13 protein-coding genes and 2 pseudogenes are annotated in these 15698 nt (G+C 62.7%); 9 read left to right on the forward strand and 6 right to left on the reverse strand.

Going from position 1 to position 15698, the window contains the following annotated elements; translation table 11 throughout:
* The 4 genes and pseudogenes from P2G62_RS06635 to P2G62_RS06650 all read right to left on the reverse strand — a co-directional run.
* Positions 1-281: hypothetical protein (locus tag P2G62_RS06635; RefSeq protein ID WP_275734098.1), on the reverse strand; the 281-nt coding region annotated here is incomplete at its 3' end.
* A 15-nt stretch (positions 282-296) separates the two neighbouring features.
* Positions 297-1832: a GMC oxidoreductase gene (locus tag P2G62_RS06640; protein WP_275734099.1), complete on the reverse strand. Its 1536-nt coding sequence runs from the start codon at positions 1830-1832 to the stop codon at positions 297-299.
* A complete protein-coding gene (locus tag P2G62_RS06645; protein WP_275734100.1) occupies positions 1816-2655 on the reverse strand; it encodes an aldo/keto reductase in 840 nt (279 codons plus the stop codon). The genes P2G62_RS06640 and P2G62_RS06645 overlap by 17 nt, the downstream gene beginning before the upstream one ends.
* A 306-nt stretch (positions 2656-2961) precedes the next feature.
* A pseudogene (locus P2G62_RS06650) lies at positions 2962-3174 on the reverse strand (IS6 family transposase); the annotation flags it as partial.
* Between the two features lie 81 nt (positions 3175-3255).
* Between P2G62_RS06650 and P2G62_RS06655 the strand changes: the two are divergent.
* The 3 genes and pseudogenes from P2G62_RS06655 (at position 3256) to P2G62_RS06665 (ending at position 7865) form a co-directional block, all read left to right on the forward strand.
* Positions 3256-4400, forward strand: a pseudogene (locus P2G62_RS06655) (IS3 family transposase).
* A gap of 600 nt (positions 4401-5000) precedes the next feature.
* Entirely contained in the window at positions 5001-5957 is a 957-nt protein-coding gene (locus tag P2G62_RS06660) for a helix-turn-helix transcriptional regulator (protein ID WP_275734101.1), read from the forward strand.
* A gap of 423 nt (positions 5958-6380) precedes the next feature.
* On the forward strand, positions 6381-7865 hold the full coding sequence (locus P2G62_RS06665) for a Mob protein (protein WP_275734102.1): 1485 nt from the start codon (positions 6381-6383) through the stop codon (positions 7863-7865).
* A gap of 272 nt (positions 7866-8137) precedes the next feature.
* Here the strand turns inward: P2G62_RS06665 and P2G62_RS06670 are convergent, their stop codons facing one another.
* Positions 8138-8290, reverse strand: coding sequence for a DUF1778 domain-containing protein (locus tag P2G62_RS06670; RefSeq protein WP_275734103.1), 153 nt, complete (start codon positions 8288-8290; stop codon positions 8138-8140).
* 155 nt (positions 8291-8445) lie between these two features.
* On the opposite strand from P2G62_RS06670, the gene P2G62_RS06675 reads away from it, so the two are divergent.
* From P2G62_RS06675 to P2G62_RS06700, 6 genes are all read left to right on the forward strand, one after another.
* The gene (locus tag P2G62_RS06675) at positions 8446-8994 is read left to right on the forward strand and encodes a hypothetical protein (protein WP_275734104.1); all 549 of its coding nucleotides are present in this window, start codon (positions 8446-8448) and stop codon (positions 8992-8994) included.
* A gap of 97 nt (positions 8995-9091) precedes the next feature.
* On the forward strand, positions 9092-10033 hold the full coding sequence (locus tag P2G62_RS06680; RefSeq protein WP_275734105.1) for a GIY-YIG nuclease family protein: 942 nt from the start codon (positions 9092-9094) through the stop codon (positions 10031-10033).
* Between the two features lie 126 nt (positions 10034-10159).
* Positions 10160-12430, forward strand: coding sequence for an AAA family ATPase (locus P2G62_RS06685; RefSeq protein ID WP_275734106.1), 2271 nt, complete (start codon positions 10160-10162; stop codon positions 12428-12430).
* A gap of 444 nt (positions 12431-12874) precedes the next feature.
* Positions 12875-13090 carry an AlpA family phage regulatory protein gene (locus P2G62_RS06690; protein ID WP_275734107.1) on the forward strand — a complete coding sequence of 72 codons (216 nt, stop codon included), beginning with the start codon at positions 12875-12877 and terminating at the stop codon, positions 13088-13090.
* Positions 13083-13367, forward strand: coding sequence for a hypothetical protein (locus P2G62_RS06695; protein ID WP_275734108.1), 285 nt, complete (start codon positions 13083-13085; stop codon positions 13365-13367). The genes P2G62_RS06690 and P2G62_RS06695 overlap by 8 nt, the downstream gene beginning before the upstream one ends.
* Positions 13368-14183: 816 nt before the next feature.
* Positions 14184-14537 carry a hypothetical protein gene (locus tag P2G62_RS06700; RefSeq protein WP_275734109.1) on the forward strand — a complete coding sequence of 118 codons (354 nt, stop codon included), beginning with the start codon at positions 14184-14186 and terminating at the stop codon, positions 14535-14537.
* A gap of 620 nt (positions 14538-15157) precedes the next feature.
* Here the strand turns inward: P2G62_RS06700 and P2G62_RS06705 are convergent.
* Complete coding sequence (locus P2G62_RS06705) at positions 15158-15691, reverse strand: YbjQ family protein (RefSeq protein WP_275734110.1); 534 nt, start codon at positions 15689-15691, stop codon at positions 15158-15160.
* Between the last annotated feature and the right edge of the window lie 7 nt (positions 15692-15698).

Consider the following 15698-nt stretch of genomic DNA (forward strand, 5'->3'; position numbering starts at 1 on the left):
CCTCGTGCTCCGCCAGGATACCGATGATCTGTTCGTCCGTGAATCTCGTTCGCTTCATTGTCCGTCCTCAAGTTGGCGCGGACTCTAATCGACGGTGGAGGAAAAATCCCGTGGCAGGTCATGAGCACGAAAAAGATGTTCACCCCCCATTTCCCGAAACCCAGCAGAAAAAGCATGACGGCGTTGGTATTGACTCCATAGAAATTGATGACGTGATGCATCACCACCATGCAGGCCGCAATGCCACGTATCGCCTGCAAGCTGTAGAGTCTCTGCGTCATGAGAAATGCGGCCTATTATTGGTTCTGTTTAAGGTGCTGGTTCAGTAGGCGCTCGGTCAGCAGGAACAACATCATTGTCGGATTGGCTCCGCCGCCGGTCGGCAGGACGGAAGTGGCAAGAAGCTGTACCTGAGGCGCACCCCAAAGCCGCAGCGAGGCATCGACCACCCCCTCTTCTGGCGTATGGCCCATCCGGGTAGAACCGGTGGGATGGTAAATGCCGCCTGAATGCTTGAGTCGCTCCCCCAAGCTTGCATCAGGCAGGTCTTCCCATTCGCCCAACTCCGAAAGCCTGCTCTTGCGCCATGTTCGGCGAAACGCGTCGCGACTGCGCCTGAGGTTACTGATATCCGTCTCGGTAACGCGCCAGTCGATCTCGGCAAGCGGCACACCGTATTGATCGGTGCGGCATTCGCTGAGAGTAATGCAATTCTCCGCCATCGGCTGCTGTTCAACGACCACATGGACAAGCAGGCGTGCTGCGTTCGGAAACAGCAGACGCTTGTGCGCGAACCGCCACCAGACCGCACGCATCAGCCACGGCGAGTTCGCTACCAGGCCGCGAATGACTGACATCGGCACTCGACGCCGCTTCTGAATGTATTGAAAAAGTTCGCGTAGGACATCGAAGCCACCAGGCTTGGTCACTTCGAAGCCAATGTGGATGAAGCTCGGCGGCTGCCCTATACGTGCCGGGGAATCCGGAGCAAGTTCGAACCTGAGGTTCCGCATGCGCCCCTTCCGACCGAAGCGAAACCCGACAATCTTGTTCAGCGCCTTCAGCTTGCGCGCATGGATTTCAGCGACTTCGATCGATACGTGATCGGCAAAGTAGCGTCCCAATGCGGGGCTGAGCTTGCTGATGACCCCCTTGTTCTGGCTGTCGATCAGCAGCGCCAGCCTGGTCGTCTCTACGGCGCCTGCCGCAATGATCAGCTTCTCCGCTTCAACGCGCAGACTGGCACCGCCGGGCGCCTTCGCGGTAACGACGACTCCTTTATCGAGGATTTCGATCGAGACTACCGTGGCGTTCATCCAGAGGTCCGGACCATCCGATGCCTCGGCTTCGCCACCGACGACATTCATCAGATTGCGCTTGGCAAACGTGGGCCACTTCGCCAGCCGCGGGACATGCCCCTCCCCTAAGTCGTAGGGAAAGTTTGTATCCCGATAGGGTCCGTCTGCAAGGCTGAAAAATTCCTCGACACCCGGCAGGTACGGATCCAGGTCCGCGCGCGTCAACGGCCATCCGGCACCTTTCAGATCCTCATCTTGGAACGGGATCAAGGCGCCGCCCCAACGGGTCGAAGTGCCTCCCAGGCAACGGAACCGGCCCGAGACCGCGCCTTCATAGTGCATCGACTTATGTACGACTTCGTTCAGGGGATGAGTCTCGCCCTCTTGATGGCGCGTCCCGCTTTCCAAGCAGGTCACCGAACGGCCCTTCTTGGCAAGCTTAACCGCCGTCGGAAGTCCTACAGTCCCAGCGCCGATGACAACAAACTCGGAAGACCGAGTTGCATCTCCACTGGCATCAAGATCCGTGATCACTGTGCACCCCTTGTTCGGCGTCCCAGTCCTGGACCATCTGGGAATATTCGTACATTCGGCTTTCTTTTGTCGAACTGACAATGATTGCGCCCGCGCGATTGCGATTCATGGCATCTTTCAGGATCTCCGGCACAGCTCGGTGGCTACCTGCGGCCCGTGCAGCTGAAACGTAGCTATAGGTTATCTGAAGCGGCAGGCCGTTGCGCGTCAGGATATCCGCTTCACGCCGTTCTAGACTGTCGCACACTTGGTGGACCCCGCCAATCAGCGTGCCGCTTGCGACAAACGGTTCCATACGATCAGCCGTGGATGCGAAACCGAATGCGCGGATGCGGCCAGTAGCCTTCTCGTCCTCTAGCCAACGCTGCCATTCCTCAGTCGACAGCAGGTCAATCTCGGGCTCGTGCAGCATGTAGATGTCGATATGATCGCGCCCTAGCCGTCCGAGGCTTCCTTCAAGAGCCTTTCTCGCTCGGGCAATCGAAAAATCAATCGTGGGACGCGAGAGAGACTTGAATATGCGTCCCCCTGCCTTGCGTGCAAAGACTATGCTCTTCGGTTGCTTTTCTCCGCCGGGCGAGTAGATCCCAACTTTGGTTGTCACAGTAACGTCCGGATGCATTTTCAAGGTAGATGCAAGGTCACGTTCTGCGACCCCGAAGCCATAGTAAGGTGCCGTGTCGAAATGGGTAAAACCAGCATCCACCGCAGCCTCAACAAGGCGCTGACGCGCGGATGTACCACGAACATTGAAAAGGCTAGCGGTGCCGAAGATCAGTTTGGACACACAGATGTCACTGCCGGGGACGGTGAGGATGTTCATACGAAATTTCTTATTGAGTAGTTAAAAGAGGTTCGAGCGTCCGGAAAGCGCACCATACTTGTGTACTCTAGTAAAGGGCAAATGAATGGACCAACGCATCATCGATGCCCTCTTCGCTGAACTTTTAAGCAACGAGGTGAAAATTTTTTGCGCCAAGTTCATGTATCGATCCAGTGAAAACCTGCTCATGCCACAAAGGAGAACGTGGGTGGTGTCAGACCAATTCGAACTCGTCTCGACAAGTGCTGGATGGCTGTCCCTTATGCCGCCCAAAGACCGCGCCACTCGGCGAGAGCGGCGGCACGGTTCGCCGTTGATCTTCACGAAAACCACGTCCAAGTGCCAGCGCCAACGGCTCGACCGCATCCCTTCAACACGTCGCTTCTGGATCTCCGCGGCGAACATTGGCCCGAACCTATGCCACCAAAATCGGACCGTCTCGTGGCAAATATCGATGCCCCGCTCATGCAGCAGATCCTCGACGTTGCGAAGCGAGAGTGGGAAGCGGATGCACATCATTGAGCTACCCCCCGAAAATCGGACAGTGACGTAAGCTACGATCTGACTTCTGCTGGTCTCCAAGAACGAGGAGATCAGAACATGAAGAAACGCAGGAACCATGACGCGGGCTTCAAGGCTCGCGTGGCGCTGGAAGCCGTGAAGGGCGAGCGCACGGTGTCGGAACTGGCCGCGGAATACGGTGTGCACCCGACGATGATCCACCAGTGGAAGAAGGCTCTTCTGGAGGGCGCGGCTGACATCTTCGAGCGGGGCGGCAAGAGAGCGCCCGAGATCGACGAGGACACGGTGCGGTCGCTGCACGCAAAGATCGGGGAGCTGGCTGTGGCCAACGATTTTTTGTCCAGAAAGCTCAAGCCTTGGACCGGCAAGTGAGGCGTGGGATGATCGAACGCCACCACCCCACGTTGTCGATAGGGGCGCAATGTCGCCTGCTGTCGATCTCGCGGTCGTCGTTCTACTACGCACCGTTGGGCGAGACCGAGATGAACTTGACGCTCATGCAACTGATTGACCGCCAGTTCCTGGAGACCCCGTTCTACGGCGTCCAGCAGATGACCTGGCACCTGCAGAACGAAGGGCACGCCGTGAATGTGAAGCGCATCCGACGGCTGATGCGGCTCATGCGCCTGATGCCGATCTACCAGAAGCCCAACACCAGCAAGCCCGCGAAGGGGCACAAGACCTACCCCTACCTGCTGGGTGGCCTGCGGGTCGATCGGCCCAACCGGGTTTGGTGCGCCGACATCACCTATCTGCCAATGAGAAAGGGCTTCCTCTACCTGATCGCCATCATGGACTGGTTCACCCGCAAGGTCTTGGCCTGGCGCATCTCGAACACGCTCGAAGCCGACTTCTGCGTCGAGGCGCTGAACGAGGCGGTCCACCGCTTCGGCCCGCCGGAGATCATGAACAGTGACCAAGGCTCGCAGTTCACGTCCTTCGCCTGGACCGACCAGCTGAAACGGATCGGCACCCGGATCTCGATGGACGGCAAGGGCCGGTGTCTCGACAACATCTTCATCGAACGCCTCTGGCGGTCCCTGAAGTATGAGTGCGTCTATCTGCACGCTTGGGAGACCGGCTCGCAGGCGAAGGCCGGTATTGGACGATGGATCACCTTCTACAACCACCAGCGGCCCCACGCCGCCCATGGCGGAAAGCCGCCCGCTGTGCTCTACTTCAACCAGATCGAAACCGACCAGCAGGGGCAGAGAGTAGCTTAAACCACCCCGGAAACTGTCCAATGAACGGGGAGTAGCTCACGATCATCTCGGGCTTGAGCGATGGGGCCTCGACAAGGTCAGCAGAGCTCGGAGCGGTCGCGCCATCCAGTTGGGTCATTCAAATCACCTGTCTTTTTATACAAGTCCATTCCTAGGCGAAGCCGATAGGCTGGCAAGAGGGAACCTGCGTCAAACCTGCCGACCGATTCATTTCAAACGTTGGACACGGCGGGACCCGCCCCATCCGACGGCGACTGCGCTCTCTCCACTCCCCGAGGGCTGAGATTATGTCCCCCAAGCTTGAACCAAGGGCGGGGTCGAACGGAGGAAGCGCACGACGAGGCGGTTACCGTCGCGCTCTTCCCTAGGAACGACATGCTGTAACCGATCGCCTTCGAACAGCAGCGGAAACTGACGCTACGAGGCATCTAGGAAACCAGAGAGTCTTCAGACAACGCCGACGAAGGTGTGGGTCACCCCGCACACTCTGCTGTGATCGACCACCTCAAGACACGAAGTTGGAATTTTCAGCCTCGCACCCGGCTGTCAAATCGTGCAAAACTATCATTCCATTTCTGACACCAATTTTAGAAACATAGTTTGACACCATCCACCTTCCCCATCCGCACCCGCCGTCGAGAGCTCGGCTTCACCCAAGCCACCGTCGCCACGGAAGCGGGCATCAGTATTCCCGCCCTTCGCAACCTTGAGACAGGCCGCGGCAGCATTGGCTCGCTTACGCGGGTGCTGTCGGCGCTCGAACTGCGCTGGTCTTGGGGGGAGGAGGGTCACGCCGGCCCGGCCCTGGCCGAGCGGCGGCGCGCCGCTGGCCTGAGCCAGAGCGCACTCGGGATCCGGGTCGGGTGTTCGAGGCCAACGATCCATGCGCTCGAGCGCGACCTAACCGGCCGGGTCGAGACGCTGCTGCGGGTGTTGGCGGTGCTTGGGGTCCGGAACGCGGTGAAAGCCGCCTCGAGCCCCAAGAAGCCGGCGCTCGTTCCGGCCCGCAACGCGCCAGACCGGGATCGCGTGATGACGCCCCCTGCCCTTGCCGCTGCGGTCATCGGTCACTTTGCCGACCGGATTTTTGGCCGCGTGCTCGATCCGGCGCGCGGCGCGGGCGCGTTTCACGATCAGCTGCCCGCGCATCTCGAGCGGTCCTGGTGCGAACTTGAGGGCGGGCGGGATTTCCTGGAATGGGACGCGCAGATCGACTGGATCATCACCAACCCGCCCTGGTCGAAGATCCGCGAGTTCACACGGCACGCGATGACGGTGGCCGATCATATCGTGTGGCTCGTACCGATCGTGAACATCACGACCAAGGCCCGGTTGCGGGATCTGAACACGCATGGGTTCGGGATCGCCGAACTGGTGCTGATCGACACGCCGCGCGGCTGGCCGCAGAGCGGGTTCCAGCTGGTGGCGGCCTATCTGCGGCGCGGCTACGCGGGCGATTGGCGGGTCTCGCGGCTGACCGATGTCGCGATCAAAGGCGGTCTGTCGGCGCGAATCGAGATCCGCGACGATCTCGACGCACGCGCGATGGGCAGCTGACGACGGGTGCGACCACGCGGTCGACCAGCCGCTCCGGGCGGATCTCAATCCGATAACAGGCCAGTCCCACAAACCGCGACCGCTCTGATAAGCGCGCCGCCCCTCGATCCCCGCGCCTTGGCGCGGGGCTGTTGCAAGGATGGCGTGCCATCCGCGCAGTTGGGTCGATAATATGCGGGACGCTTATTATCGACCCGACGGAGCGCCTCCCCGGCGTAAGGGGCAGACGACGGTAGCTTCAGCTACCCACAGTCTGTCACTGTATCTACCCCGCGTCGGGGCCGTTTTCGAAATTGAATTTCGCAAACGACTTCATAAGTTTAGGTTATCCACATTCACCGCGCAAGAGACTCGGGTTTCGTTTCGGGTTTTCGCCGACCATGTATAAATGAGTTGCCATGATCGCAATCAGAGGTGCGCGCCATGGCCTATCAGTTCGTCCATATCCAGACCTACAGCCTGAAGCCGACACGGGTTGCAGGGACGAAGGATCACTACAATGACATCAACCAGGTCTTCGGCGAAGCCCTGCGAATTCCGCGACACAGCGGCCACATTCTCGCTCCGCGTCCCCCGGAGGTTCTGGTCGGTCGCGGCCTGATCCGCCCCGAAGAGCTGCGTCGGATCCATGACGCGCGCAGGGCTGCAATCAGGGAGACCGTCCGCAAAAAAGGCGGGGGCAGCTACGCGCGCGGGCTGAAGACAGACGCGCCAACACTCTACACCGAGATCCATTCGCACCCGATGACCTCGGCCGAGTATCTTTCCGGCTCGGAGGCGGACAAAGCCGAGATCCGGAAATGGATCGACCTGGTGAGAAGGGATTTCCGGTCGCGGATGCCCGGGGGGATTGACGCCGCGGCGGTGCTGCATCTCGACGAGACACATGTCCATATCCACATCCTCGTCGTGAATAGCGCCGATCCAAAACTGAGCGCGAACAAGCTTCATGTTGGCAAATGCGCCGCCGAGGCATGGCGCGCCGCACATGGGCGTGCCGAGACGCTCACGTCCCTGCCCCGCCCGGTGCCCGCGCCAATGCCGTTGAAGCCCAAGCGCCCCAAGCCCTCAAAGAACCGCGTGACGCAGGCCCGGCGCACATCGCTCTATGAGGAGCAGATCGCGGCCTGGGAGGCGAGCTGTGCCGAGATCGAGCGGCAGAACACCGAGGCGCTCGCGACCTGGACCCGCGAGAACACCCATCACTTGCATGAGGCGCGACAGGATCAAGCAAAGAAGAACCCTGAAAAGGCGGCCTATCGGGCCGCAATGGCGTCCTTTCAGGACGACTATTACGAGGCCGTCGGCAAACCCTGTGGCCTGCTGCGCCACGGCCCCCGGAACGAACGGCTCTCTACGGTGCAATATGCCGAGCGCAAGGCGCATGCGAAGCATATTGCAAAAGTGGATGCCGCACAGCGGGAACAGGCTCTTTTGAACACGGAAAAAGCGCAGAGGTTGGAAGAGGAGGAAACGGTGCTGACCGAGGCGGTCCTGCAGATGAAAGAGCAGTCTCTGGAACTCGTGACGGAGACCGAGAAGCTCGTCCAGCGGAAGAAGAAAGTTGCGGAGCAGGAAACCCGGGTTGCCGGTCGCGAAAACGATGTCGCACGCCGCGAGCAGGTTGCCAGTCAACGGCTCGAGGAGTCCGAGGCCGGTATCGGGACAATGCAGGAGATGCTGAGCATGGTAGAGGACGGCAGCTTTTTGAAAATGAACGACCCGGATCAGTTCGCCCACCGGGCACCGAAGTTCTTGCAAAAGATTTTCGCAACGGAACCTGCCCAGCGAAGCACGGTCCAAAAGATGGTCATCAAGTTCGCGGGCCTTCTGAAGCGCGTCGCCACCGCGATGGGCGGCGGCCCGGAGGATGCGCCGCCAGAGCCAGAGAGCTGGCCGGGGATGTGACACCCGACTGAACGTTCCGCGCAATCACCACCATCGACGCGGGATGACGCTGCGCGCGCGTGCCTCTTCCGTCGCGCCCGATGTCCTGGCGCCGACGCGGCAGCTTTCAGTTGCCTTGCCGTGGGCACCGTCACCCCGCCTGACCATTACTGAGCGTCTGATAGTGATGCTGGCTTCGGTCATGACGGCTCACGAATTTGCCGCGGTAGATAACCGGGGCGGATCATGACCATCTCTCCTGGGTGCGCTCCTGAGTTCCGCGCCGCCAGCCGTTACTTTGGCAGGTAGCCGCATTCTTTCAAATGTGACACCAGCAAGCGCTCAACATAGGACGCGACGGAACGCCCATCTGCTTCCGCCGCCTTTTCTACAGCCTGCTTCGTTTCGTCGGCCACTCGGACCGAGATTGCCGATGTTTTTGCCATGTCAAACCTCGATGTGTGCAGATGTATGCACTTGACATTCACTCTCGATGGGCGCATACTGCACCCACTTGCACACAAATGCAACGGACTGAGGGGAAGGTGGAAGCTCCCCGCCCAGTCCTCATCACAACGCGATCTTACGAGGAGATCCCATCATGACTACCCATCGCTCTATCACTCTTGCTGGCGGCATCAAAGCGCCGCGGCGCCGGTTTTCGTCGGGCGAGGCTGCGCCCGGTGCTTTTTCCCCGGCGCATGCGGCGTTCATCGCGCTGATTGAGGCGCTGGCGGATGCCGTCGAGGCCGAGGGGCTGCGCGTCAGCCGGGCTGCCTGGGACATGGCCTATGTCGCCCCCGAGGTCCGCGCGCAGATCGCTCTGAATGATGTGGTCGGGGCGGCGCGTCATGCGGGCGATGCGCCGGTTGTGATCGCCTCCGACCGCCGCCTGGTCTTCGCGGCGCGCTTTATCGCGGCGGCGCTCGACGTCGTTGCGGGCGCGGATCGTGAGAACATCCTCCACTTCATGTCGGCCAACCAGCCGCTTTTGTGCAATGCCGCACCGGGCCTTGTCGCCCGCCGCGTGGATGCCCTGATCGAACAAGCCTTCAGCCGCCTCGATCAGCTGAGCGCCCTGCAGCGTGACGCGGGCCTCCCCCTGCCCGCATCGGATCTGGACGCGCTGTTCGACGCGCCGCTTTGCTGAGCCCTCACCTTTCTTTCGTTTGAGCCCCGCATGCGCCTGCGCCGCCTCGGCAGGCGGGCGCATTTCCCATGTCCGTTCCATCCCGGAGAGCTCCGCCATGACCAAAAGCCCGCGCTTCACGTCCCGCATCGTCGAGACCGCCAACCTTCCCCGCCACCCCGGGCAGATCCAGCCCGCCTGGCACCTCGGCGCCGATCGCAATGGCTATGACATCCTTGCCCGCGTGATCGACAAGAACCACCTGCTGATCCGCTGCCGCACCTGTGGCGGCGCGCATGTCAGCCGCTATTTCGTGGTCGCAAAGGCAAAGCCGATGTGCCCGCATTGCCTCGACACCGCCTGGCGCCAGGAGGCGGAAACGGCGGGAATTGCGTTCCTGCGCCGCGATGAGACGGACCGCAAATACGGCTTCTACCGCGCCCCCTGCGGGCATGAGCAGCGCTTGCAGCGCGGGCGCGTGCAAACCATGGGCACCGAGGGGGAAAGCTACCGCTGCGACATCTGCCAGGCGTCGCTTGAAGAGGCCGAAGCCGCGCGGCGCGGTTGGAGCGTGGCCGGGCCGGACCCCGAGGGCAATCCGAGCTATCGGCTCTATCGCCATGCCCAGGGGTGCGGCTGCGCGGTGCGCATCGCCCGCGCCAATATGCAATCGGGGCGCTTCACCTGCCCCGGCTGCGGTGAAGGGTGGGCCACCGCGCCGAGTTTTCTGTATGTCATGCGCTTTCGCCTGAACGACGATCGCCGCGTGGTGAAGCTCGGCTTCTCGCGCGACCCCGACTCGCGTTTGCATTATCAGTTGCTTTCGGGCTCGCCCGCGACGGGCGAGATCTTGCGCCATCTGCCGATGCCCACGGGGCGCGCGGCGCAATCTGCCGAGAAGCGGCTGCACCGCCGGATCGCGCAGCAGGCGCCGACGGCGCGCGTGCCGGCAGAGGTCTATGCCGCGCAGATCCATGTCGCCTCCGAGATCTATACGGCAGAGACCGAACCCCTGATCCTGCGCCTTCTCGACGGGCTCGCGGCCGATCTCGCGGCCTGACGCGCGCCAGCTTTCAGGCGAACCGACCGGACCCCGGGCGCTTCCGGGTCCGGATCCCCCCGCCCGTTTCGCACGGCCGGGTCCGGATGTCCGGCATCGCCCCCCCTTTCAGCAAAGGACCTTTCGATGAGCCAGAACGCCCCTGCCCGTCCCGGAACCGTCCGTGGATCCGGCCCCGACCGTCCCCAAAACCCGGCATGGTCTGCGCTTGCGGATCGCGCCATTGAACGCCTGCGCGCGCATCACCAACGCCTCGCAGCGCGGCGCGAGGCGCCTGCTTGCGACGACGCCTTCGCGCCGGGCGCCGGGGCTGGCCGTGCCGCACGCCGCGCCAAAGGCCCGTGGCCGGACGCAACGCCCACGGCCCCGCAGGCAGTCCTGGCGCAGCTGTCCCGCAGCCCCGCGCGGCGCCACCTGCCCCCCGACGCCTGGGACGCGATTGTCGCGCAAGGGGGCGATCCCTTCGCCACCGCCGAAGACGGGCGATGCCGCCCGCAGATCGAGCTGCCGCTTGCCGAACTGCTGCTTGCGCTGCGCCTCGCCGCGACCTTCACCAGCGCGGCCGAGCTCGCGCGCCACCTTGCCCCTGGCGCGCTCACGGTCCTGACCGGCCTCGATTGGCCCGACCGCGCGCTGCTGGAGCCTGTTTTGGAGCACGCCATCCTGCCCGACGCCTGGGGCGCAACAGCCCGCGCCGCCAAAATCGACGACAGCGGCCCGTGCTTGCGGGTTTTCACCGACACCGCGCGCGATGACGTGCTGCGCGAAGCCCTTGGCGCGCGCACGCCGCTGCTTTTTGCCTTGGCCAGTGACACCAAGCTCCCGGCCGCGTTTTCGGCGGCGTTGGACCAGCATCTGACGCTTGCACCGATCACGCCGGAACTCCTGCTCACGCTGCTCGCGGCCACGCATTCCGCGACCGGCCGCATCGACGCCGCGGCCGTCCGCGCGGCCCTGCCGAGCGCGGCGGCCCTCGCGCGCCTGACGCCCGAGCACTGTCTGATCGCCGCGCGCGCCCCCAACGCCCGGGCCGTCGCCGAACGCCTCGCAGGTTTCGCCGGGGCCGTCGCACCGACGCCCGCACCCGCACCCGCGCCGGTCCGCGATCTCGAAACGCTCGCCCGACGCTCGCCGGCCCACATGACCGCCTGGCGGATCGTGCGCGATCTCGTCGCCTGGCGCGACGGAACGGTTTCGTGGACCGAGCTCACGCGCTCGCTCTTGCTGCACGGCGCGCCGGGGACGGGCAAGACGATGCTGGCACGGATGATGGGCGAGACTGCGGGCGTCCGCGTCATCTCCTCGAGCTTTGCGGCATGGCAAAGTGCCGGGCACCTGGGCCATATGCTCGCTGCGATGCGGCGCACGTTCCAGGATGCCCGCACCGCCGCGCCCTGCATCCTGTTCATCGACGAGATCGACGCGGCCGGGTCACGCGATGACACCGCCAGCCAGAACCGGAGCTATCAGACGCAAGTCATCAACGGCTTCCTGGAAGAAGTCGACAGGATCGCGCGCGAACCGGGCGTGATCCTCGTGGGCGCCTGCAACGATCCGAACCGGCTCGACCCGGCCATTCTCCGCCCCGGGCGCTTCGACGTGAAGATCGAGGTGCCGCGGCCGGACCGGGCGTTTCTGGAAGGCATGCTGGTCGATGCCCTGCGCGGCACGCTCACCCCCACAGAGCTTGCCGGCCTCGCGCGCGACGCCGTCGGCCAGACGCCCGCAGATGTCGATGCCGCGATCCGTGCCGCGCGCGCCGATGCGCGTCACCGCGGCGTGCCCCTCGACGCCGGGCTTCTGCGCCACCACCTCGGTGCAAGCACGATCCCCCCCGCCAGCCTGCGCCGCATCGCCCTTCACGAAGCGGGTCACGCCATCGCCGCCCATCACATCGACCCCGGTTCGATCCGGCGCATCCAGGTCTCTGGCCGCGCGGGCGAGGTCGATCGCACGCCGCCCCGGGCCGACATGCTGCTGCGGGATCTGGAGGCTGAGATCGTGGTGCTGCTCGCTGGCCGCGCGGCGGAAGACGTCATTCTGGGCGCGGCATCGAACGGCGCGGGCGGCTCTGCCGGCTCTGATCTTGCAAGGGCCTCGGCCCTGGCTGCGGCCATCGAGCACCGCTATGGCCTGGGTCATGACGGTCTGCTCTGGACCGAAGCGCCGCTCCCCGGGCTGTCCGCCCCGCCGGACCTGCGCGCGCGCCTGCGCAAGCGCCTCGACACGGCGGCACGGCAAGCCCGCACCCTGATCCGGCAGCATCAAGGTGCCGTCGAAGCGCTCGCCGCCCGCCTCGAAGACGAGCGCGAGCTTGCAGGCGAAGACCTGCACGCCTTCCTTCGCAGCACGGCGACCGACGCCACCAGCCCCCCGACCGAGGCCAAGCCGATGTGATCTCGGTCCGTAGTGCCGCGATGTTCAAGGCCGCGCATGACGGCATCAACAGGCCCGCGCTCGCAGCCTGACGTGCTCACGTCGCAGGAGATAGGGCCCTCACACTTAGGTTCTAACGCGCACAAGGTTTTAACGCGCACAAGATTTTCTGAGCTCGATAACATGAAAGCCATGCGCCTCAAGAAAATCCGGATTTTTCCATTGCGCATCACTGATTTCAGACGATCGCGGCTTGGACCGGCGGCAAGAAGTTCCGGATTTCAGGAACGGCCCGGCCCTCAAGCGGAGGTTATCCACATATTCAGCCCGTTTCCGGCCTCAAACATCGTCCTTTGGCGCATCAGGCACCGGGTTCCCGGTTAAACTAAACCGCAAGGGACACCCCCGAAACCTGCTCAGAAATACCGGGCCAGAACGCGCTTGCATGACAGAAAGAGTATTGAGATGGAACAACCCACCCCCGACAACCGCCCCCGCTATTATACGATCACCGACATCGCCAGGATCTGTGGTGTCACGCGCGCCACCATCGACCGCTGGCATCGTGAGCGCGCGGACTTTCCGCGCAAAGTTCTCTTGGGCGCGAACTGCGCGCGTTTCAAAGCCGACGAGATGGACGCCTGGCTCGACGCTGCCCCCACCGGGTCGCGCCATGGCTGAGGCGCGCGGCAACATCGTGAAAGTCCGGTTTTCGGACACGGAAATGGCACGACTTCGGGGCAAGCTCTCTGCTTCCAACATCCCGACGATGGCAGGCCTGTTGCGGGACCGGGCGCTCCAGGATCTGCCAGATTGCCTGGACCTCGCCTCGGAAATCGGCCGCATCGGGATGTTGCTCAATCGCATGACGGCGCTCAACAAGCGCCAGCACGCGACCCTGACGAAAGAGGTTCTTCAGCTTATCTTCGACATTCGCCTGAGGATCCAAAAGCCATGACCCGCGCACATACGATCCGGCACCAAGATGCGAAGTTCGTTGAAGGATACATCCTGCGACCCGGCGCCGAGTGGCTTGGCGGCACTTTGCCCGGATCGCACCCGCACGCGTTGCGACGGGATCTTGAGCGCCTCGCCGGAGATGATGGGCTCTTGCATGTAACGCTTTCGCTGCCGGTCGGCCTGCGCGCCGACCGCGATACCTGGCTACGGATTGTGCTGACACTCCTCGTGCTGATGAGCCTGCCACCCTACGGCACAGCTTGGGTCGCGGCGCGGCACGTCGATGCGGGTTGCGATCACATCCACATCGCGGTGGCGCTGCGCAGCTTTACGGGCACACCGTTAAAGCCATACCTGTCGCGCCATCGGACCGATCAGACCCACAAAACATTGGCGCGGCTGATCGGCCTGCCTGAGCCGCGCTATTTTGATCCGGCCATCCCTAGCTTGCAACCGGTGACCCCGATCCGCAATCTTTCCAGCCCCGTGCGGCGGCAGGTTCATCAGGCGCTCTCTTCGATCTTTCTCAGACAGCAGCCAATGACTCTCGAAATGCTTGATGCCTGTCTTGCCGATACCGTCCCTGCGATCTGTCGGGAAACCCGCATCAACCGGCATGGCGCAAACAGCTACCGCTTCGTCGCGCCGGCGGGGGCGATTTATGGCGGCGATCTGGGCCTCGCGTGGGAGCCGCGGCATCTGCGCGCACGGCTGGATTTTGCCCGTAAGCTCGACCGCCTTCGCCGTGAGCTATCCTGGCACCGGCTTGCCCATCTGCTCACCCCACATCTCGACACTCTCAAGAAGGCCATTCATGCCCACCGAACTGACCCCGCTCACCCTTCCTTCCGCGAAAGACATCCTGCTGACGCAGCTCATCTCGACCGATGGCAAGGTCGACCGGCTCCTGCCCCTGCTCGACCTTCTGGAGATCCCCGAGACCGACCGATCGGACCTCGGCCAGGCATTGATCGAGGCGCTGATGCGGATCGCCGAGGAGACGCGATTGAACCGCGAATTGCGCGAAGCCCTGCAAGCGGACCTGAGCCGCTTTCGCGCGGACAACGACGCGATGATCGCCCGGCTGGCGCGCATCAAGGTGCAAATCGACACTCTGATGCAGCCCATCTCGCAAATTCTGAAAATCCTGTCCGCCCCGATCACCTGACATTCGGGGCGTGGCTTGGGCAGCTGTTGCGGCTCTTGCGTGGGCAGTTCCGGAACTGGTCCTGGCGTCGCGCACCGGGCGTTGCGATCGAGGTGGCGTTTTCCGATGGCAGCGGGGCCCTCGCAGCGCCAAAGGAGGTGGCCCTCGTGCGTGAAGGGCAAGAGGCCGCGCAATTTTGCGAAGGGTATCAACGTGATTTTCTGCAATGTGTAGGGGGGTAGTAACTTCTGGACAGAACGACAGCTCCGTCACAGTTCTGGGAAGCCATTGAAAGAGCGAGTAAAAACGCCACAAAAGTGGCTATGGCGGCGCAGTGGTGAATGAAAGACCGGGCCGAAACAGTGACCAAAATCCAGCAAGTAGCATGCAAAAACTTGCATTGCGGCAGCGAACTGCCAGCAGAAATAAGCAACGGTAAACATTAAAGAAAAATAGGGGCGCGCTGAGCTTTTAGGAGGCGTGAGGGTCTGGCAAAGAAGTTCGAACAGTGACGAGCGGTCACAGTTCGATGCGGAACGACCAGAAGGCTCGGAAACACCAATGAAACAAGGCGGAAGCGGCCTTATCAACCAAGTGCCGAGGAGCCGACGAACTGTGACGCGGAATTTTCTGGTAGCGCGTCAGGAAACAGCCATGCGCAGGGCCACCGCGGTGCCGCTCGCAACCAAGAACAGCATGCTCTTACCGCCGCCGCTGATCTCGCTAAAGTCGAGGTTAATACCGACAACAGCATCTGCGCCGAGCTCGGCGGCCTGCACCTTCAGCTCTGCCAATGCCGCTTCGCGTGCCTCTCGAAGAGCGCGCTGCATGGTGGCACTACGACCGCCGAAGAAGTCGCGGAATTCGGCCGCGATGTCGCGCAGAATGTTGATGCCAACGACGTATTCAGACGCGACGATGCCAAGCCGTTCGGTGACATCGAGGTTGTGCGCGGATTCGGTTGTCAGGATCATTGCTGCGACACGGATTTCTAACGCGGCGGCGCGGGCGGCCTCATCTATTTCGGCCTGCTCCTGGAGCTCCCTTTCCTCCTGTCGCCTCAGCGTCTCGGCTGCGATGCGCTGCTTTCTCCTCTCCTCATGGCAGTCCTCACACACCCCCTGAAAAAGGCTGAAACGCGACACCGACTTTTGGCACATTGAACAGGTAGCCATCTTAATC

Source organism: Paenirhodobacter sp. CAU 1674, from assembly GCF_029222945.1.
Lineage (GTDB): Bacteria > Pseudomonadota > Alphaproteobacteria > Rhodobacterales > Rhodobacteraceae > Rhodobacter.